The 18,486-nt window shown below is 67.9% G+C and carries 18 protein-coding genes; 6 read left to right on the top strand and 12 right to left on the bottom strand.

What is annotated here, in order from left to right:
* Positions 1–67 precede the first annotated feature (67 nt).
* Complete coding sequence (locus tag U1F38_RS07470) at positions 68–382, top strand: hypothetical protein (RefSeq protein ID WP_409986423.1); 315 nt, start codon at positions 68–70, stop codon at positions 380–382.
* A gap of 44 nt (positions 383–426) precedes the next feature.
* Here the strand turns inward: U1F38_RS07470 and lipA are convergent, their stop codons facing one another.
* From lipA to U1F38_RS07420, 10 genes are all read right to left on the bottom strand, one after another.
* A complete protein-coding gene (gene lipA / locus U1F38_RS07465) occupies positions 427–1,467 on the bottom strand; it encodes a lipoyl synthase (RefSeq protein WP_409986422.1) in 1,041 nt (346 codons plus the stop codon).
* A gap of 108 nt (positions 1,468–1,575) precedes the next feature.
* Positions 1,576–2,076, bottom strand: coding sequence for a pantetheine-phosphate adenylyltransferase (gene coaD, locus U1F38_RS07460; protein WP_409986421.1), 501 nt, complete (start codon positions 2,074–2,076; stop codon positions 1,576–1,578).
* Between the two features lie 52 nt (positions 2,077–2,128).
* Entirely contained in the window at positions 2,129–2,731 is a 603-nt protein-coding gene (rsmD, locus tag U1F38_RS07455) for a 16S rRNA (guanine(966)-N(2))-methyltransferase RsmD (RefSeq protein WP_409986420.1), read from the bottom strand.
* Between the two features lie 26 nt (positions 2,732–2,757).
* A complete protein-coding gene (locus U1F38_RS07450; RefSeq protein ID WP_409986419.1) occupies positions 2,758–3,858 on the bottom strand; it encodes a porin in 1,101 nt (366 codons plus the stop codon).
* A gap of 58 nt (positions 3,859–3,916) precedes the next feature.
* Positions 3,917–5,329, bottom strand: a complete 1,413-nt coding sequence (locus U1F38_RS07445; protein WP_409986418.1) for a 4Fe-4S binding protein — start codon at positions 5,327–5,329, stop codon at positions 3,917–3,919.
* Between the two features lie 63 nt (positions 5,330–5,392).
* Entirely contained in the window at positions 5,393–6,250 is an 858-nt protein-coding gene (locus tag U1F38_RS07440; RefSeq protein WP_409986417.1) for an FTR1 family protein, read from the bottom strand.
* A 14-nt stretch (positions 6,251–6,264) separates the two neighbouring features.
* On the bottom strand, positions 6,265–6,603 hold the full coding sequence (locus U1F38_RS07435) for a cupredoxin domain-containing protein (protein ID WP_409986416.1): 339 nt from the start codon (positions 6,601–6,603) through the stop codon (positions 6,265–6,267).
* A gap of 1 nt (position 6,604) precedes the next feature.
* A complete protein-coding gene (locus U1F38_RS07430; protein ID WP_409986415.1) occupies positions 6,605–7,135 on the bottom strand; it encodes an iron transporter in 531 nt (176 codons plus the stop codon).
* A gap of 133 nt (positions 7,136–7,268) precedes the next feature.
* Positions 7,269–8,633 carry a M16 family metallopeptidase gene (locus tag U1F38_RS07425; RefSeq protein WP_409986414.1) on the bottom strand — a complete coding sequence of 455 codons (1,365 nt, stop codon included), beginning with the start codon at positions 8,631–8,633 and terminating at the stop codon, positions 7,269–7,271.
* Between the two features lie 4 nt (positions 8,634–8,637).
* Positions 8,638–10,035, bottom strand: coding sequence for a M16 family metallopeptidase (locus U1F38_RS07420; RefSeq protein ID WP_409986413.1), 1,398 nt, complete (start codon positions 10,033–10,035; stop codon positions 8,638–8,640).
* A 186-nt stretch (positions 10,036–10,221) separates the two neighbouring features.
* Here U1F38_RS07420 and selD point away from each other — a divergent pair, with 186 nt between their 5' ends.
* A complete protein-coding gene (gene selD, locus U1F38_RS07415) occupies positions 10,222–11,304 on the top strand; it encodes a selenide, water dikinase SelD (RefSeq protein ID WP_409986412.1) in 1,083 nt (360 codons plus the stop codon).
* A gap of 13 nt (positions 11,305–11,317) precedes the next feature.
* Here selD and U1F38_RS07410 read toward each other — a convergent pair whose 3' ends face one another.
* Both U1F38_RS07410 and U1F38_RS07405 read right to left on the bottom strand, forming a co-directional pair.
* Positions 11,318–11,917 (bottom strand): hypothetical protein, encoded by a 600-nt coding sequence (locus U1F38_RS07410; RefSeq protein ID WP_409986411.1) that lies wholly within the window; start codon positions 11,915–11,917, stop codon positions 11,318–11,320.
* Positions 11,914–13,071 carry an AAA family ATPase gene (locus tag U1F38_RS07405; protein ID WP_409986410.1) on the bottom strand — a complete coding sequence of 386 codons (1,158 nt, stop codon included), beginning with the start codon at positions 13,069–13,071 and terminating at the stop codon, positions 11,914–11,916. Before U1F38_RS07405 ends, U1F38_RS07410 begins: the two co-directional genes overlap by 4 nt.
* Before the next feature lie 281 nt (positions 13,072–13,352).
* Between U1F38_RS07405 and U1F38_RS07400 the strand changes: the two genes are divergently transcribed.
* The 4 genes from U1F38_RS07400 to U1F38_RS07385 all read left to right on the top strand — a co-directional run bounded on the left by U1F38_RS07400 (position 13,353) and on the right by U1F38_RS07385 (position 18,340).
* Positions 13,353–14,363 (top strand): IS5 family transposase, encoded by a 1,011-nt coding sequence (locus tag U1F38_RS07400; protein ID WP_409985509.1) that lies wholly within the window; start codon positions 13,353–13,355, stop codon positions 14,361–14,363.
* 159 nt (positions 14,364–14,522) lie between these two features.
* Positions 14,523–15,695, top strand: coding sequence for a signal recognition particle-docking protein FtsY (gene ftsY, locus U1F38_RS07395; RefSeq protein WP_409986409.1), 1,173 nt, complete (start codon positions 14,523–14,525; stop codon positions 15,693–15,695).
* 88 nt (positions 15,696–15,783) lie between these two features.
* Complete coding sequence (locus U1F38_RS07390; RefSeq protein ID WP_409986408.1) at positions 15,784–16,869, top strand: NAD(P)/FAD-dependent oxidoreductase; 1,086 nt, start codon at positions 15,784–15,786, stop codon at positions 16,867–16,869.
* A gap of 259 nt (positions 16,870–17,128) precedes the next feature.
* The gene (locus U1F38_RS07385; protein WP_409986407.1) at positions 17,129–18,340 is read left to right on the top strand and encodes an ABC transporter substrate-binding protein; all 1,212 of its coding nucleotides are present in this window, start codon (positions 17,129–17,131) and stop codon (positions 18,338–18,340) included.
* Positions 18,341–18,486: the final 146 nt, after the last annotated feature.

The raw sequence follows: 18,486 nt of genomic DNA, 5'->3' as shown, positions 1-18,486 counted from the left end.
ACCCGGCGCTCATCGCGCAGCCACCCGTCGGGTTATCGTTCCTCAACCCGACCTACCGGGAAATAGCATGCGAAGTTTTGACGACCCCCAAGGCCGCCGCTGGCAAGCGGCCCTGCTCGAAGCCTCCTACGGGAACGTGATGCTGGTGCTCAGCCCCATGGACGGCGCCGAGGTGGTGCAACACCTGCTGGACGCCGACAACCTGGCCGATGCCGAGGTTGAAATTGCCGCGCTGGACGACGACGCCTTGCGCGCGCTGCTGGTTCAAGCCAAGCCTTGGGACCATCAAGCTGGCGTGGAGCGCGCGCGGGCGGTGTACGGATCGGGCGCCAAGCCGGGCGCTCCGGCCAGCAGTTTCAATCGACGCAAGGGCGAGCCCTGACCCGGGGCAGCGGCCCCAGCGCACCGGGGCGACGCGGCTGGCTTTCAGCAGCGCAGCGCTGCCGCCGCCGATTCACGGATGCCGCCGAGCGCCTCGTCCAGGCCCACGTTGTTGTGCTCCAGCACGCGCTCGGCGCGGTAGCTGGAGCGCACCAAGGGGCCCGACACCACCTCGAGAAAGCCCTTGTCCAGCGCCAGCTCGCGGTAGCGCTGGAATTCGTCGGGCGTGACGAAGCGCTGCACCGGCAGATGGTTCTTGGTCGGGCGCATGTACTGGCCCATGGTCACCACGTCCACGTCGGCCGCGCGCATGTCGTCCAGCGCCTGGTCGATCTCGCCGTCGGTCTCGCCCAGGCCCAGCATCAGGCTGGTCTTGGACACCGTCTGCGGCGCGTAACCCTTGGCGAACTTCAGCACGTCGAGCGTGGTCTCGTAGCCGGCGCGCGCGTCGCGCACCGGATGCGTCAGGCGCCTGACGGTCTCCAGGTTCTGTGCGTAGGTCGCCAGGCCCGCGTCCAGCACCTGGGCCACCAGGTCGTGCTTGCCCTGGAAGTCGGGTGTCAGCGCCTCGACCGCCGTGTCGGGCATGCGGCCATGGATCGCCGAAATGCAGGCCGCGTAGTGGCCCGCGCCCAGGTCGGGCAGGTCGTCGCGGTCCACCGAGGTCAGCACCACATAGCGCAGGCCCATCAGCGCCACCGCGTCGGCCACGTTGGCGGGCTCATCCGCGTCCAGCCAGCCGTGGGGGTTGCCCGTGTTGACCGAGCAGAACTTGCAGGCGCGCGTGCACACCGAACCCATCAGCATCAGCGTGGCTGTGCCGCGGCCCCAGCACTCGGCGATGTTGGGGCACTTGGACTCGGCGCACACCGTGGCCAGCTTGTGCGAGCGCACGATGTCCATCACGGCCTGGTACTTGGCGCCGGTGGGCAGGCGCACGCGCAGCCAGTCGGGTTTCTTGCCCACGTCGGGCATGTCGGTCAGCGCACTGGGCTTGATGCCGTCCATCACCGCCCGCGTGCCTTCGGGCGAGACGAACTTGGTGCCCGACTCGGGGCGGCGGCGGGTGATGGAAAACTCGCTCATGCGGCAGAACCTTTTCGGGTCGGTCTGCGCGGATGCAGACGGATGGATCGATTTTATCGGCCCGACCTGCACATCCGCCGCGCGCGGGCCGGATGGGCGCGGCGCGGGTCAGGGTTTTGTGCCCGCCTGCTTGCGCTCCATCAACCGCTGCCAAACGTGCGGCGAGGTGAACTGCGCGACATCGCCGCCCAGCAGCGCGATCTCGCGCACCAGGGTGCTGCTGACGAACTGGTAGCGCCCGCTGGGGGTCAGAAACACGCTCTCGACTTCGGGCGCCAGCTTGCTGTTCATGCCGGCCAACTGAAACTCGTAGTCGAAGTCCGACACCGCGCGCAGGCCGCGCACCATGGCCTTGCCGCCCTTGGCGCGCACATAGTGGCTGAGCAGGCCGTCAAACGACTCGGCGCGCACGTCCGACCATTTGGTGACCGACTCCTGTACCATGGCCAGGCGCTCGTCGAGCGAAAACAGCGTCTTCTTGTGATGGGCCACGGCCACCGCGACGATGACCTCGTCGAACAGTTCGCGGGCGCGGCGGATGATGTCCTCGTGCCCCAGCGTGATGGGGTCGAACGTGCCGGGGTAGACGGCGATGACGTGTCGGCTCATGGGAAGGGTCTCCGTCGGGCGGCGTGCTGCCGGGTGCTGAAGTCGGGGCCGATTATGCGCAAGCCGCGCGCTGCGGCACAAGCAGATGGGCATGCACGGCGCCAGCCTTCAAGTGGCGGTGCAACGCCAGGCCCGCATCGGCCAGCGCGGCGGCGCCCCAGGCCGTGGGCGCCTCCAGGTAAACAAATCCGTCCGGGCGCACCGCCCGGGCGGCGGCGGCCAGCGCCGGGGCAAACAGCGCCGGCGCATCGAATGGCGGATCCAGCAGCGCCAGATCGACGCCGCCAGCCGGGCACGCGGCCAGCACCGACACGCCATCGCCGCGCTGCACCCGCACGGCATCGGCCCGCAAACGCGCCTTGATGTCCTGCAATTGCCGCGCCAGGCCGGCATCCTGCTCGACCAGCAGCACCTCGGCCGCGCCGCGCGAGGCGGCCTCCAGCCCCAGCGCGCCGGTGCCGGCAAACGCGTCGATGCAGCGCCAGCCATGCAGGTCCTGCCCCAGCCAGTTGAACAGCGTCTCGCGCACGCGGTCGGGCGTGGGGCGCAGCCCCGGCCGGTCGGCCACGGGCAGCAGCGTGCGGCGCCATTGGCCGCCGATGATGCGCACCTGGCGCGGCAGGGCGGCGAGTCGGTTGGCGTGGGGCTTGGGCATGGGCCGATTGTCGCCCGGCCCGCGCGTCAGAACGTGTGGTTCAGGCCCACCATGACGCGCCGCGTCGTGCCCTGCCCCTGCACCACCTGGTCCTCCAGCGAATATCGGGTGGCCAGGCCCACCATGCCGTAGAGGGTGGTGCGCGGCGAGAGGCTGTGCACGTAGCCCAGCGTGGCCACCTGACCATTGCGCGCTCGGCTGCCGTCGCCCCAGTTCCAATCGGGCTGGACCAGCGACCATTGCGCCAGCACCTTGCCCTGCGCGCCCACGGGCACGGTCGCGCCCAGCAGCCAGGCGTCCAGGCGTCCACCGCGGGCGAAATCGGCGGCTCCCAGGCCGAGACCCAGGTCGTCGGGGTCGCCGCCATTGAGCCCGGCGTAGCCGTGACTCTGGCGGCTCCAGGCTGCCGACAGCTTGGCCACATCGAAGTCGTACGACGCCCCCAGCTGGACGGCCTGCGGGTTGGACGCGCCGGGACGCAGCGCCGGCGTCAGGCGGGTCCGATCCCAGGTAGCCACCAGCAGCAGGGGCCCCTGGCTGTACTGCACCGCGGCGCTGACGGCGGGCGAGCTTTGGCCCTTGATCTGATCGCCCGCCGCATCGAAGCTGTAGGTCAGGCCCAGGCTGACGCCACCCCAGGCGGGCGACAGATACCCGATGGCGTTCTTGACCTGGTAGTTGTCGGACGCGCGAAAGGTGGAGCCCATGCCCATGTTGACCCAGGACGCGGCCTCCAGCTGGCTGGCGAACTGCTGCGCGGCGGTGTGCTGGCGGCCCAGCCGGATCTCGCCCAGGTTCTCGCTGGCCAGGCCCACCCAGGCCGCGTTGTTGAAGAAGTGATCGGCATCCGAGGTTTCGCCGCGGGCCAGGTTGAACATGGATTCGAACTGGAACTTGGCGGCCAGGCCGCCGCCCAGGTCTTCGTGCCCGCGCACACCGAACAGCGTGTCGGTCAAGCCACCCGAGACCATGCCCGTGTGCGAGGTGCGCACGCCTTGCGGGCCGGTGACGCGCTGGTTGATCAGGCCGGCGTCGATCACGCCGTACAGCGAAAGGCTGGATTCCTCGGCCCGGGCGGCGCCCGTGGCAGTGGCCAGCGCAAGAGCACAGAACAGCGGAGCCTTCATGCGGGCGGTTTCCTCGTCAGTTCAAGATTGAAAAATTGAAAAAGCCGCGGACACGCGGCTACCAGCGGACAAAAAACAATTCCCAGGCCCAGCAAAACGGCACCAGGCCCAGCGCAATCAGGCCCACGGCCGACAAGCGGCGCAGCGGCGCGGCGCTGCGCAGGCCCGTCAGGCGCCACTCGAAGCGCAGGCTCCAGACCAGCGCCAGGCCCAGCAGGGCAAAGCGCACGGCGTTGGCCCAGCCGGTGGACACCCCCTCGTGCTGCAGCAGCGTGAGCGTGGTGGCGGTCAGCCCCAAAAACACGCCGATGCCCGCGGTCGGGATCAGGCCCTGGGCCAGCTTGTGCACGCCCGCCAGCCGCCCGCCCAGCGCCTGGCCGGTGGCGCTGTTGCGCAGGCCGTGCGTGCGCGGCAGCACGCGGTCGGCCGCCCACAGGCCGGCAAACACGGCGCCGCCCACCGCCACCGTTGCGCCGGCGATGAACAGCAGGATCACCGCGCCGTCCAGCCAGCTGAAGCTGTCGTTGACCTCGGGGTAATGCGTCAGCACGAACCAGGGCGCGTTCTGCGCCAGCGGCCAGTAGATGTCGTGGTCGACCAGCGTGGTCGCAATCGCCTGCTTGAGGGTGACGAACCAGGGACTGGCGCTCCACAGGAAGGCGCCCACCGCCAGGCCCATCAGGCCGAACACGATCAGCGCCGTCTCCCAGCCGTTGCCGGGGGCCACGCCGACGATCTCGGCCTCGGGCGAGCGCGCCTCGAGCGCGATGGCGCCGCGGTAGTCGCTGCAGCGCCCGCACATGTGGCATTCGGCCGCGCCCTCCATGGTGCGCAGCGGCAGCAGCGGCGCGCAGTTGATGCTCTCGGTGCGCCGCGGCGCGGTGCGCCAGGCTTCAGCGTCGACTGCGAAATGCCAGGGCGCCAGCCGCGCCAGCAGGTTGAACACACCGTTGACCGGGCACAGGTACTTGCACCACACGCGCTTGTTGCGCCCGTACAGCCAGCCGATGGCCATGGCCGCCAGCGTGGAGCCGCCCAGCACGGCCGCCGCCGCCCAAGGGTATTGATAGACGCTGACGAGCTGGCCATACACGGTCGTCAGGGCGAAAGCCACCACCGGCCAGCCGCCCCAGCGCATCCAGCGCGGAATGGCGCCGCCACGCCCGTGCCGGCTGGCCCATTCGGTGAGCGCCCCCTCGGGGCAGAACAGGCCGCACCAGGCGCGCCCGAACAAGGGGATCGACACCAGCACGAAGGGCCACCACAGGCCCCAGAAGGCGAACTGCGCGACGATGGTGAGGTTGTTGAAGACGCTGGCCGTGCGGTCGGGCAGCGGCAGCACGGCCGGAATGGCCAGCAGCGCGACGTAGACCCCGACGATGACCCACTGCAGGCGCCGCACGGCGCGCTGGTGGTCGCGCAGGAAGTCGCCCGCGCGCGCCACCCGGCCGCGCCAGGTGGCCGGTCGCACGAGGGGAGGAACCGGATGAACGATGACCGCCACGGTGATGCTTTCGGAGAATTGCGCGGCGCCTCAGCCCGCGACGTGACGCCCGCCCGCCACGGCGCGCGGCGCCGGCGTGCGCCCGGCACGGCGCAGCAGCCACATGACGACAACCCAATAGGCCAACCAGATCAGCAGCTGCGACAGCGCCGGCGTGGCGCGATAGCCGGCAAAGTCGGCCAGCAGCTTGCCCAGGCCGGCGCCGGTGTCCAACCAAGCGCTGGTGTCCCACACCGGATCCATCAGCGTGGGCAGCGCGCCCAAGGCGATCAGGCGGTCGCAGGCGCCCACCAGCAGGCCGCCGGCCAGGAGCAGCAACAGGATTTCAGTCAGTTGAAAGAAGCGCCGCCAGGTGATGACCTTGCCGCCCAGCTGCAGCAGCCAGAAAGTGGCCAGCGCCGCCACGAAACCGCCCAGCCCGGCCCCCACCGCTGCGCCCACGCCGCCGTGCTGCTGCGAGGACAGTACGCTGCCGTACAAAAACACCACGGTCTCGCTGCCCTCGCGCGCCACCGCCACCATCACCAGCACCAGGAGGCCCCACCAATGGCCGCTTTCGACCTGCTGGGCCGCGCCCGTCTGCAACTCGCGCTTGAGGCCACGCCCATGCCGACGCATCCACACCACCATCTGCACCACCAGTGCGCTGGCGGCCAGCGCCATCACGGCCTGAAACCATTCGGGCCCGTCGCCCGGCAGCCACGTCGCCAGGCCCAGCAGCGCCAACGCCAGTGCGCCCGCCAGCAGCAGGCCGCAGCCCACCCCCGCCCACAGCCAGGGCAGGCCGCGCCGGCCCGCGGGCTCGGTGCGCAGCCAGGCGTAGAGGATGCCGACCACGAGCAACGCTTCGACGCTCTCTCGCCAGACGATGAAGGCAATTTCACCCATGATCTCGTGTTCTTTTACTTTGGCTTGACCACCAGCACGCCCTTGGCCTGCGGGTGAAAGTCGTCAAAAAACGGGTACTCGCCCGGTCGCGACAGCGACAGCACGACAAACGAGGTCACGCCCGGCGCCAGCACCTTCTCGGCACGCAGCGGCAGGCTCTCGAACTCGACCGCCTGCGTGCTCTGGTTGACCAGCACGATCTTGAAGCGACCCGGCTCCACTTCCAGCCGCGGCGGGTCGAACCTGCCATCCGCGGTGAAGGTCAGCGTGTGCGTGGGCAGCTCGGCGCGGGCCGCTGCCATGGGCATCAGGCATGCGGCCAGCACGGCCAGCCAACGCCATGCGGAGCGCATGTCAATATCCGCCCTTCTTGCCCGTTCCGGCATAGACGAACTCGTATTGCACCTCGAAGGGCTTGAACCACGGCGCCACGCCGGTTTCCTTGTCCACGTGGCGGCCGAAGTGATGGCCCGGCGGGGCGATGTTCAGCGTGAGCTTGTACTTGCCGGGCCCTTGCAGCTTGACGTTGTCACCGTAGTGCGGCCCGTCGTTGGCCACCATGGGCATCAGATCGCCCTGCAGGGGCTTGGCTTCGCCCTGCTTTTGCAGCGTGTACTTGATGACCAGGTACGGCGCCCAGGCGCCTTCGGGCAGGCCGTTCTTGTTGTCAGCCGTGGCGTGGATGTCGGCCTCCAGGTGGATGTCCGAGTCCTTGGCCGCGCGCATCATTCCCGGCGGGTCCATCTCGATCGGCTGCAGGTAGACGGCGGCCACTTCGAGGCCATTCATGTCCTTGGGCTTGCCGATGGGGTATTCGGCGGCCAGCGCCGAGGTGGCCAGGGCCGTGCCGACCAGGCCGGCGATCAGGGTTTGCGTGAGGGTCATGAGCGGAACCAATGAGAATGATTATCAAAATCATACTCCTGTGCAGCCCGCATGCAACCCCGATCAGATCAAGGATTTCGCCGGATCCCGCTTGGGCCCTGGCGCACCGCGCGGGTCGCCGGGGGCGGCGCGTTCAGGGCGTCGCGCCGACGATCACGGTCACCATGCGGTCGGGCTGCAACACGCGCTGAAAGGCGGCCCGGATGTCGGCCGCGGTGACGGCGGCCACGTGCTCGTTCCAGTGCTCCAGGTAGTCGAGCGGCAGGCCGTTCCAGGCGATGTTGGCCACGTTGCCCAGCAGCTTGCGGTTGCTGTCCAGGCGCAGGGCAAAGCCGCCGATCAGGTTGTCCTTGGCGGCCTGCAATTCGGCGGCGCTGGGCCCATCGGCCACGAAGCCGGCCAGCACCTGGCGCGCCAGGCGCACGGCCTCGCCCGCCTGGTCGGGGCGGGTTTGCAGGCCGATGGTGAAGGCGCCGGCGTGCCGGCCAGGGTCGAAACTGCTGCTCACGCCATAGGTCAGGCCGCGCTGCTCGCGCAGCTCGCTCATCAGGCGCGAGCTGAAGCCGCCGCCCCCCAGGATGTGGTTGCCCACCAGCAGGGCAAAAAACGCCGGGTCGTCGCGCTTGTAGCCGGGCTGCCCGATCAGCACCTGCGCCTGCGCGGCCTGCATGGGGATGCGGATTTCGCGCCCGGCGGCGAGGGGCGCGACCTCGGGCACCGGCGGCAGCGCGGCGCAGGCGCCCGGCTGCGGCAGGCGCGCCAGCAACTGCGCCACCAGCGCATCGGCCTGGGCGCGGGTGACGGCGCCCACCAGGCTGACCCGGGCGCGGCACGGCTGGATGTGTGTGGCGTAGAACGCCTTCATGTCGGCGATCTGGATGCGCGCCAGCGACTCGGGCGTGGTCTCGTAGCCATAGGGGTGATCGCCATACACCGCCTTGGCAAAGGCCAGCGCCGCCACCGTGCCGGGGCGGGTGCGCGACTCGGCGATGGCGGCCGACAGGCGCTGGCGCTCGCGCTGCCACACGGCCTCGGGCCAAGCCGGCTCGCCCAGCTCACGCGCGGCCAGTGCCACGGCCTGCGGCAGCAGCGCCGGGTCGGTCAGGGTGCGCAGGCCAAAGCCCATGCGGTCCATGCCGGCGCTGGCGCCAAAGCTGGCACCCAGGTCGGCCCAGGCCTCGCCCAGCTGGTTTTCGTCCAGCGCCGGCAGGCCGCCGGACGCGGCCACGCCCTTGCCGGCCATCAGCGCGGTCACGTCGGCCAGGCCGGCCTGCGTGGCCGGGTCGCGCCGGCTGCCGGCGTCGAAGTCGATCTGCACGTCCAGCATGGGGATGCTGGGGCTTTCGACCAGCCACACCTGCGCGCCGCTGGGCTGGATCCAGTGCTGGATGGGGATGGCGGCGCGCGCCGCGTCCATGCCAAACCAAAGAACAAAAAGGGCCACAGCGCAAGCCAGAAAAGCGCGGGCAGCTATTGATTTGATAGTCATGATTGCCATGGCCTCACCGGATCGCGTCGGAGGGCGCGGCCTGGTCGCCGCGTTTGACCGCCCCCGGCTGCGGCACCAGCGTGCCCACGGTCAGTTGCTCGTCGCCAAAATACTTGCCGGCCACCGCCTGCACCTGCGCGGGCGTGACCTGGCGCAGCCGCTCGATCAGGCGCTCGCTGGCGTCGGGCGGCAGACCCTGGGCCCACATGCTGCCCAGCTCCTGCGCCTGGCCCATCACCGAATCGCGCTTGTACACCTCGCTGGCCACCCACTGGGTCTTCACGCGGTGCAGCTCGGCCTCGCTCACGCCCTCCGCGGCCACGCGCGCGACCTGGGCGCGCAAGGCGGCCTCCAGTTGCGCGGCGGTCTTGCCCTGCGCCGGCACGCCGCTCAGGGTGAAAAGCTGCGGGCCGCGCCCGATCAGCCCGTTGCCGGCACCGGCCGAATCGGCCACGCGATCGGGCCCTTGCGTGAGGGCCCGGTCCAGCCGCGCACCGCTGTAGCCGTCCAGCACGGCGGCCAGCATGGTCAGGGCCAGTGCGTCGCCGTTGTCGGGCGTGGACGCCAGGCCGTCCAGGCGCGGCACCTTGAAGGCCAGGGACACCACGGCCTGCTCGGCCACGGCCTTGACCTGCACGCGCCGCTCGCCGGGCTGCGGCGGCTCGGGCTGCGGCTTGCGCACGGGCACCGGCCGCGCGGCGATGGTGCCGTAGGTTTTCTGCGCCAGCGCCAGCACGGCCACCGGGTCCACGTCGCCCACCACCACCACCGCGGCGTTGGCGGGCACGTACCAGCGCTTGTAGAAGGCGCGCGCATCGCCCGCGGTGAGCGACATCAGGTCGCCCATCCAGCCCACCACCGGGCGGCGGTAGGGCGATGCCGTGAAAGTGACCGCCATCTGCTGCTCCATCAGGCGCGCGCGGGGGTTGTCGTCGGTGCGCATGCGGCGCTCTTCCTTGACCACCTCCAGCTCCTTGGCGAACTCGGCGTCGCTGTAGCGGTTGTGGGCAAAGCGGTCGGCCTCCAGCGCCATCACGTCGGCCAGCTTGCCAGCGGGCACCTGCTGGTAGTAGCCGGTGTAGTCGCGCGTGGTGAAGGCGTTCTCGCGCCCGCCCAACTGCGCCACGCGGCGCGAGAACTCGCCCGGCGCCAGCGTGTCGGTACCCTTGAACATCAGGTGCTCCTGCATGTGGGCCACGCCGGTGGTGCCGTTTTCCTCGTCCAGCGAGCCCACGCGCACCCACAGCATCTGCACGGCGGTGGGCGCGCGCCGGTCGGGCTTGACGATCAGCGTCAGGCCGTTGTCCAGCTGGTACTGCTGCACCGCCGCGTCGGCTGCGGCATGGGCCGGCGGCAGCGCCAGCACCAGCGCGCAGGCCAGGGCGGCGCGCGTTCTCGTCAGGAAAGTCATGGCATGCATGAGTCGGTTGGGCCGGCAAATGTTCCGGGCCGCCCAGTGTGCCCGATGTCCGCCACGCGGCGGCGCATAATGACGAATTCTGATAAAAAGTGCCCGCAGCGCACGTCCAACAAGCGCAAATAGCTATTTTATCAATAGCAATCGCTGTTTCATCAACACCACCCCTGTCGCCGCGCCATGACCTCGACCCCCGCCCCCCTTGCCCCGTCCACTCCCGCCGAGCCGCGTCTCACCAGCCTATCGCACGGCGGCGGCTGCGGCTGCAAGATCGCGCCCGGCGTGCTCTCCAGCATCCTGCGCGGCACCACCGCCATGCCGCTGCCGCCCGAGCTGCTGGTGGGCATCGAAACCGCCGACGACGCCGCCGTCTACCGCCTGAACGACCAGCAAGCCCTGGTGGCGACCACCGACTTCTTCATGCCCATCGTCGATGACCCGTTCGACTTCGGCCGCATCGCCGCCGCCAATGCGCTGTCCGACGTATACGCCATGGGCGGCACGCCCATCATGGCGCTGGCGCTGGTGGGCATGCCCATCAACGTGCTGTCGCTGGCCACCATCGGCAAGATCCTGGAAGGCGGCGCCCACGTGTGCCGCCAGGCGGGCATCCCGATCGCGGGCGGGCACACCATCGACTCGGTCGAGCCCATCTACGGCCTGGTCGCGCTCGGCCTGGTGCACCCGGATCGCGTCAAGAAAAACAGCGCTGCCCAGGTGGGTGACGTGCTGGTGCTGGGCAAGCCGCTGGGTGTGGGCGTGTATTCGGCCGCGCTGAAAAAGGGCGAGCTGAACGCCGAGGGCTACGCGCAGATGATCGCCAGCACCACGCGCCTGAACACCGCCGGCCCCGATCTGGCGCAACTGCCCGGCGTGCACGCCATCACCGACGTCACCGGCTTCGCCCTGGCCGGCCATGCGCTGGAGCTGGCGCGCGGCGCCGGCGTCACGGTGCAGATCGACTGGCCCGCCGTGCCCCTGCTGCCCGGCGTGCGCGAACTGGCCGCGCGCGGCATCGTCACCGGCGCCAGCGGGCGCAACTGGGCAGCGTATGGCGACGAAGTGCAGTTGCCCCCCGGCTTTGCCGACACCGAGCGCGCCCTTTTGACCGACCCGCAGACCAGTGGAGGACTTTTGGTGGCTTGCGCGCCGGATACGGTGGATGCGGTGCTGGCGACCTTCCAGCGCCATGGATTTGAGCGAGCGGCGTCGGTGGGGCGTGTCGAGGCGCGGGGCAAGGAGCCGCTGGATGTCACAAACTGAGATGGGGTACTGTCTACCCAAACGCGCCGACAGCCTCCCGCAGCCGTTTGCGAGCACGCGCCAAACTCGGTGATCTCTCAGCAGCACGTCGAGGATCCCATTCGGAGCTCACCCACAATGCAAGGCGAGCGTTGTACCCCAACCCTTGCACCAGTTGCCCACCCGCCATCCGGGTCAAGTCATCCCTGACACTCCTGGACGCGCTCTTCGCCAGTTGCAGAAGTGCTTGCTTCGGGTCTGGCAAAGCATCTGGCGCGGATGGCACAGTGCCTTTGGAACCCACCAATGCACGTACGGCCAACTCATCGGCGAGCACCCAGGACTCGACTTCGCGGACGGCCACACGCAGGAGCAGCCGGTCAGGCACGACCCGCGCGGCAAACCACTGTCGTCGCAGCTCCGCAGCGCATTCAACCTTATCCAAATCCGTCAGCACCAGCATGACACGGTGCTGTGCCATCTGGCTCCAACTGTCCATCTTCGAGCGCAAATAGCCAGAACCGCCTTTACGCAGGACGTGCGTCACCTCATGTGGCCCCGGAAGTTCTGCGATCAATCGCAAGGCAAGGGCTTCGCTCAATTGATCTTCTGTGGCAATGGCAATCGGCGTCATTCCCATAGCCCCAATTGCGTCACCGCAGTGGGTCGGGTTTTGGGCAGAACCACTTCGGCCACGCTCAACCCCGCACGCAAGGCCTGCCGTTCATCCGCATTGACCACCCTGCCTGTGGTGCCTTGATTGCCTGTCTCCAGCAGCACGACGCTGCGCTCATCAATACCGGGGTTGCTCAACAGCGCCTCGCTGTGCGTCGTCAGAAGCACTTGACGCTTGTATTTTTGTCCGCGTTGCAGCCGCTCAATGATGAGCGGGATCTGAGCAACGATGGCGTCATTGAGAGAAATCTCCGGCTCTTCCAGCAAAAGCATGGAATTTCCGCCCTCCAGCAACATCCACAACAGCCCAAACAGACGAAGCGTGCCATCGGAAAAATGCTCCTCCGACTGCCAACCCGCTTGCGGACGGTGATGCTGGTAGCGTGCCTGAAGGTGTGGGTGACCCATGTCGTCTTTTTCAAAGCGCAGCTCGGCGAACTGCGGAACTGCCAGGGTCAACGCAGTGCCGATTTTTCTCAGCCGCGCATTTCGAGTCTTTTCGGTGGTTTGCGCGAGCCGTTCCAGGAACCCCTGACCAAACGGGTCATCCGTCAAGCGGTTGCCTCCTATCCTTTCGCCAAACCGCAGCAATTGCGGTACCAAGTGCAAGTAAGTGATGTCGCTCAAAAACTCAGCCAACTCGCGAAAACCCTGATTGGTTTGAATTTGCTCCAGATAGGTCTGGGTCAAAAGCAGTGTGTCTTTCTTGTCGGTGTCATTGGGCCGATCCAGAATCAGTTCACCATCGCACCACACCTGCTCGCGCGACACCAGCAGCCGCTGAGCGCCTTTTCCTTCAGATCTGAAGGCCAACACATAGCGCCATGAAGGCACCTCCTGATCCAACTCACGGCTGAGCTCAATGTCGATTTCCACTTCCGGATCGCGCCGCGCATGCAGGCACCGCACCTTGGAAATTCCACCCCGATCCACGATGGCTGCTTGCAAGCCACCGCCCTGCCTCTTGCTCACATCACGCAAAAACCGCAAGGCATCCAGCAGGTTCGACTTGCCAGACGCATTCGGCCCTAGCACATAGGTGACATGCCGCAACGGCACATCCAAAACCTGGAAATTGCGCCAGTTTTTCAGACGGATATGGCTAAGCAGCATGGCTCAAATCCTCATTCAGTTCGAAGGTACAGAGTTTATGGGTCACCCTGGCCATCACCAGACGGCCCTGCGCACAAGGACTCGCGGCCAAGTGCAGATTCCAACCGGCGCACTCGACGGCCGGGTTGAGAAACCGGTCGCAGGTGTCGGATTTGCCGAGGGCGCATTTGTCCACGTCCACCCGATTCTGCCGCCTGCGGCGTGCGCTTCCCTAAGGAAACGCTGATTTATTCGGGCCAACCCCGATGGTCGATTGCTGCGTTTGCTACTAAACTCGGAGCATGAAACAAGTCAGCTTTGCCAGCTTGGAGTATGCAGGCAAGAAGCGCGTGACGCGCCGCGAGAAGTTCTTGGGCCAGATGCAGAAGGTGGTGCCCTGGCAGCGCCTGCTGGCCCTCATTGAGCCGCACTACCCCAGCAGTGGCCGCGTTGGCCGCCCGCCCATCGGCCTTGAGCGCATGCTGCGCATGTACTTCGTGCAGCAGTGGTACGCGCTCAGCGATGAGGCGCTGGAAGATGCGCTGTACGACAGCTGCGCCATGCGCGAGTTTGTGGGTATCGACTTGGCGCGCGAGAGCGCACCCGATGCCACCACGCTGCTCAAGTTCCGCCGCCTGCTCGAGCAGCGCGAGCTGGGCAAGGCGATCTTCGAGCAGATCAACCAGCACCTGAGCGAGCAAGGCCTGCTCATGCGTGAGGGAACGATGATTGACGCCACCATCATCGCCGCACCGAGTTCCACCAAGAACAAGGATGGCCAGCGCGATCCCGAGATGCACCAGACCAAGAAGGGCAATCAGTGGCACTTCGGGTTGAAGGCGCATATCGGGGCCGACTCTGACTCGGGTGCAGTGCACAGCATCCATGTCACCGCAGCCAACGAGTCGGACGTGGCCAACGCTCACCACCTGCTGCACGGTCAGGAAAGCGATGTACACGCCGATGCAGGCTTCACGGGCGTTGAAAAGCGCGAGGAGGTCAAAGCGGCGCAAGATGAGGGACGCATCAAAGCGGACGTCAACTGGCACGTCGCGGAGCGCCGTCACAAGATCAAGGCCATGCCCGAGGGCTTGACCAAGCAGTTGAAGCAGGCGCTGGAGCGGGTGAAGGCGCAGATTCGCGCGCGCATCGAGCATCCGTTTCACGTGGTCAAGAACCTCTTTGGCCACAAGAAGCTGCGCTATCGTGGCTTGGCCAAGAACGCGAGCCAACTGAACGTGATGTTCGCGTTGGCCAACCTGGTGTTGCTCAAGATGCCGCTATTGCAGTTGCAAGGCACAGGTGCGCCTTGAAAGCGCAAACGGGGCTTCAAAGAGGCCGAAAAGGCAAAAACAAGGCTTGAAAACAGCCCGAGTCGCAAACCGCAAGCCGCATCATGAAACGAAGGATGCAAATTCTGATGGCCGAGCTTTCGGCGGCCATTGTTCAGTGGTTCCCTAAAATCGGGCTCCATGTTCAGCTTTCTCCGCCGCAAAAAGACCGCCGATACGGCGCCGACGCCCACGCCCGATGCCGATGGGTTCTTGCCCACCGAGCCGCTTGGGCCTGCCGTACCCCGGCCTGGGGCACAAGCCGACACGCCGGCAGCCTTGGCGCCGACAGAGCCCGACAATACTATTGAAACAATAGCTGCCAGCGCTTTCTCAACGGGCGACAAATCCAATTTTTTCGAACAGGCGCCACCACAGGCCGAACCCATCGCCTCCCCCTCCCGCACTGGCTGGCTCGACCGACTGAAAAGCGGCCTGAAGAAAACCGGCAGCAGCATCACCACGGTGTTCACCGGCGCGCAGATCGACGATGCGCTGTATGAAGAACTGGAAACCGCCCTGCTGCTGGCCGACACCGGCGTGCCCGCCACCGAGCAGTTGCTGGCCGACCTGCGCCGCCGCGTGAAGGAGACCAAGGCCACTGAACCGGCCCAGGTCAAGGTGCTGCTGCAGGACGCGATCGCCGAGCTGCTCGCCCCGCTCGAAAAAACGCTGGTGGTGGGCGAGTACCACCCCACCGTCATCATGGTGGCCGGCGTCAACGGCGCCGGCAAGACCACCAGCATCGGCAAGCTGACCAAGCACCTGGCCGACGCCGGCGCCAGCGTGCTGCTGGCGGCGGCCGATACCTTTCGCGCCGCCGCGCGCGAGCAGCTGGCGGTGTGGGCCGACCGCAACCGCGTGGAGATCATCAGCCAGGAAGGGGCCGACCCCTCGGCCGTCAGCTTTGACGCCGTGGGCGCCGGGCGCGCGCGCGGCCTGGACGTGGTGCTGGTGGACACCGCCGGGCGCCTGCCCACGCAAAAGCACCTGATGGAAGAGCTGGCCAAGATCCGCCGCGTGGTGACCAAGGCCGACGTGACCGCCCCGCACGAGGTGCTGCTGGTGATCGACGGCAACACCGGCCAGAACGCGCTGGCGCAGGTGCGCGCCTTCGACGAGGTGCTGGGCCTGACGGGCCTGATCGTGACCAAGCTGGACGGCACGGCCAAGGGCGGCGTGCTGTGCGCCATCGCGCGGGAATACGCCGCGCGCGGCAAGCCACTGCCGGTGTACTTCATCGGCGTGGGCGAAAAGCTGGAAGACTTGCAGACCTTCAAGGCGCGCGAGTTTGCCCAGGCACTGGTCGGTTGAGCCGCCGGGCGACCGCCCCCGGCTGCAACGGTTTGCAACGCCGGGCGCCGTTCATGGTGGCTTGACACGCAGTCGATAAACTCGGGCCATGAATCCACCCCGCAAACACCTGGTGTTGCTGGGCGCTGGGCGCGCGCATCTGCAGGTGCTGCGCGGCCTGGCCCGGCAGGCCGGCGGCGACACGAGCGTGACCCTGGTGGCGCCCCATCCCTACTACATCGACGCGGCGATGGTGCCGGGCTACGTGGCCGGCCATTACACGCTGGACGACATCCGCATCCCGCTGGACGCGCTGGTCGAAGCCAGCGGCGCCCAGTTCGTCCCGGCGCACGTGCTGTCGCTGGACCCGGCCGCGCGGCGCGTGCAGCTGTCCACCGGCGACGCCCTGCCCTACGACGTGCTGTCCATCGACGTCGAGCCCGCGCCCGACCGCGACGCCATCGAAGCGCAGATGCCCGGCGCGCGCCGCAACGCGCTGTTCACCCTGCCGCTGCAAGGCTTCGTGCAACTGTGGCCGCAGCTGCAGGCGCTGGCACAGCAGCGGCCCCTGCACGTGGTGGTGATGGCCGACCACCTGCCCGGCGTCGAGCTGACCCTGGCCGCCGCGCACGCCCTGGCCGCCCCGCACGGCAGCCGCGTCACGCTGGTGGCCGGTGACGCGCCGCTGCTGGCCGATCACCCCGCCGCCCTGCAGCGGCGCCTGCTGGCGCGCCTGAAGGCCCTCGACGTCACCGTGCTGCAAGACCGCTGCGTCGGCATCGACGAAGGCAGCGTGCTGCTGGCCAGCGGCGCCAGCCTGCAATGCGACGCGCCCCTGCTGGCATACCACGCGGCCGCGCCGGCCTGGCTGTCGCAGGCCGGCCTGCAAACCACCGAGGGCGGGGTGCCGCAACTCAACGAGCGTCTGCAAAGCGACAGCCACCGCCAGATCTTCGTCGTGCCGCCCGGCGCACCGGTCGAAGTCGGCCCGGTGCTGGAGGCCAACCTGCGCACCGCACTGAATGGCGGCGCCTTCCGCAAGGCGCCGCTGGGCGCCGCGCGCCTGCACGTGGTGGGCGCCGGCCTTGGACACGCCATCGCGGTGTGGGGCCCGCTCGGCCTCGAAGGCCGCGAGGTCTGGCACTGGAAAGACCGACGCGACCGCAAGCAACTGGCGGCACTGTTCGCGTTGTAGTCCGGCGCATGCCCTCCGGCGGTCAGGCGGATCGCCGGGCGCTGCGCCCACGCTCCTGTCTGCGCATTTGCTGGGAAACCCCTAGCCGGCAGGTGTCACACACGCACTATACTGCGCGTCAATACGCACTTTAATTCATGTTTTCACCCCGGTTTTTCCCTCGATCCCGAGCAATTGCGGGAAAGCCAAGGGCCACAAACCCGGGTCGATGAACCACAATGCGGCGCTGTTTGACCCCCATCAACCGAGGAGACATCCGATGCAATCCACCCCCTCTGTCCGCAGCCCCAGCCGCCGTTTGGTGCTTTCGCGCAGCGCTGCCCTGGTGGGCGCCGGCACCGCCAGCCTGCTGCTGCCGCAGATCGCGCGCGCGCAATCGGGCAAGGTGCGTGTGGGCTTCATGCTGCCCTACACCGGCACCTACGCGCAGCTGGGCGTGGCCATTGAAAACGGCGTGCGCATGGCGATTGCCGAAAAGGGTGGCAAGCTGGGCGGGCGCGAGATCGAGTGGTTCAAGGTCGATGACGAGTCCGAGCCGTCCAAGGGCGTCGAGAACGCCAGCAAGCTGGTGCAGCGCGACAAGGTGGACGTGCTGATCGGCACCGTGCACTCAGGCGTGCAGATGGGCATCCACAAGGTGGCGCGCGAATCGGGCGTGCTCAACATCATTCCCAACGCGGGCGTGCTGCCCGTCACGCGCGCGCTGTGCGCGCCCAACGTGTTCCGCGCCAGCTTCACCAACAGCCAGCCCACGCTGGCGCTGGGCAAGCCCATGATGGAGCGCGGCCTGAAGAAGGCGGTATGGATCACCTGGAAGTACGCCGCCGGCGACGACGCGCTGGAGGGCTTCAAGGAAAGCTACACCAAGGCCGGCGGCACCATCGTCAAGGAACTGGCCGTGCCCTTCCCCAACGTCGAGTTCCAGGCGCTGCTGACCGAGATCGCCGCGCTCAAGCCCGATGCGGTGGCGTGCTTCTTTGCCGGCGGCGGCGCCGCCAAGTTCATGAAGGACTACGCCGCCGCGGGCCTGCACGACAAGATTCCGCTGTGGGGCTCGGGCTTTTTGACCGAAGGTACGCTGGAGGCCGCCGGCGCCGCGGCCGAGGGCGTGATGAGCACCCTGCACTACGCCGACTCGCTGGACACGCCGCGCAACAAGCAGTTCCGCAGCGCCTACGCGCAGCAGTTCAAGATGCAGCCCGACGTCTACGCCGTGCAGGGCTACGACTCGGGCCAGTTGCTGGTGGCGGGCGCCGCCGCGGTCAAGGGCGACCTGGCCAGCAAGGCGGCGCTGTACAAGGCCATCGAATCCACCGTGGTCGACAGCCCGCGCGGCAAGTGGACGATGAGCAAGGCGCACAACCCGATCCAGGACATCTACCTGCGCAAGGTCGAAAAGGGCGACAACGTGGTGGTCGGCGTGGCCGCCAAGGCGCTGGCCGATTCGGGCGCGGGCTGCAAGCTGACGTAACCCCCTGAGGCGCTGACGCGCCTTCCCCCTTGGAAAGGGGGACAACGCCAGTGGCCGGGCCAAGCCCGCTCCACGGCGTTTGCTGGCATGGCCTGCTCCGCGGCCTCTTGCCTCGTTGATTTCAGGGCCTTGTGCCCTGCACAAGC

It is taken from the genome of Ottowia sp., from assembly GCF_046348305.1.
GTDB lineage: Bacteria > Pseudomonadota > Gammaproteobacteria > Burkholderiales > Burkholderiaceae_C > Ottowia.
This window is presented reverse-complemented; position numbering and strand designations above follow the sequence as displayed.

What these genes read in the sequence shown, in the direction of transcription:
- ftsY (WP_409986409.1), top strand. Translation starts at nt 14,523, where the DNA reads ATGTTCAGCTTTCTCCGCCGCAAAAAGACCGCCGATACGGCGCCGACG.
- selD (WP_409986412.1), top strand. Translation starts at nt 10,222, where the DNA reads ATGACCTCGACCCCCGCCCCCCTTGCCCCGTCCACTCCCGCCGAGCCG.
- U1F38_RS07400 (WP_409985509.1), top strand. Translation starts at nt 13,353, where the DNA reads ATGAAACAAGTCAGCTTTGCCAGCTTGGAGTATGCAGGCAAGAAGCGC.
- U1F38_RS07385 (WP_409986407.1), top strand. Translation starts at nt 17,129, where the DNA reads ATGCAATCCACCCCCTCTGTCCGCAGCCCCAGCCGCCGTTTGGTGCTT.
- rsmD (WP_409986420.1), bottom strand. Translation starts at nt 2,731, where the DNA reads ATGCCCAAGCCCCACGCCAACCGACTCGCCGCCCTGCCGCGCCAGGTG.
- U1F38_RS07425 (WP_409986414.1), bottom strand. Translation starts at nt 8,633, where the DNA reads ATGGCAATCATGACTATCAAATCAATAGCTGCCCGCGCTTTTCTGGCT.
- U1F38_RS07420 (WP_409986413.1), bottom strand. Translation starts at nt 10,035, where the DNA reads ATGACTTTCCTGACGAGAACGCGCGCCGCCCTGGCCTGCGCGCTGGTG.
- U1F38_RS07390 (WP_409986408.1), top strand. Translation starts at nt 15,784, where the DNA reads ATGAATCCACCCCGCAAACACCTGGTGTTGCTGGGCGCTGGGCGCGCG.
- lipA (WP_409986422.1), bottom strand. Translation starts at nt 1,467, where the DNA reads ATGAGCGAGTTTTCCATCACCCGCCGCCGCCCCGAGTCGGGCACCAAG.
- coaD (WP_409986421.1), bottom strand. Translation starts at nt 2,076, where the DNA reads ATGAGCCGACACGTCATCGCCGTCTACCCCGGCACGTTCGACCCCATC.
- U1F38_RS07410 (WP_409986411.1), bottom strand. Translation starts at nt 11,917, where the DNA reads ATGACGCCGATTGCCATTGCCACAGAAGATCAATTGAGCGAAGCCCTT.
- U1F38_RS07470 (WP_409986423.1), top strand. Translation starts at nt 68, where the DNA reads ATGCGAAGTTTTGACGACCCCCAAGGCCGCCGCTGGCAAGCGGCCCTG.
- U1F38_RS07430 (WP_409986415.1), bottom strand. Translation starts at nt 7,135, where the DNA reads ATGACCCTCACGCAAACCCTGATCGCCGGCCTGGTCGGCACGGCCCTG.
- U1F38_RS07435 (WP_409986416.1), bottom strand. Translation starts at nt 6,603, where the DNA reads ATGCGCTCCGCATGGCGTTGGCTGGCCGTGCTGGCCGCATGCCTGATG.
- U1F38_RS07405 (WP_409986410.1), bottom strand. Translation starts at nt 13,071, where the DNA reads ATGCTGCTTAGCCATATCCGTCTGAAAAACTGGCGCAATTTCCAGGTT.
- U1F38_RS07450 (WP_409986419.1), bottom strand. Translation starts at nt 3,858, where the DNA reads ATGAAGGCTCCGCTGTTCTGTGCTCTTGCGCTGGCCACTGCCACGGGC.
- U1F38_RS07440 (WP_409986417.1), bottom strand. Translation starts at nt 6,250, where the DNA reads ATGGGTGAAATTGCCTTCATCGTCTGGCGAGAGAGCGTCGAAGCGTTG.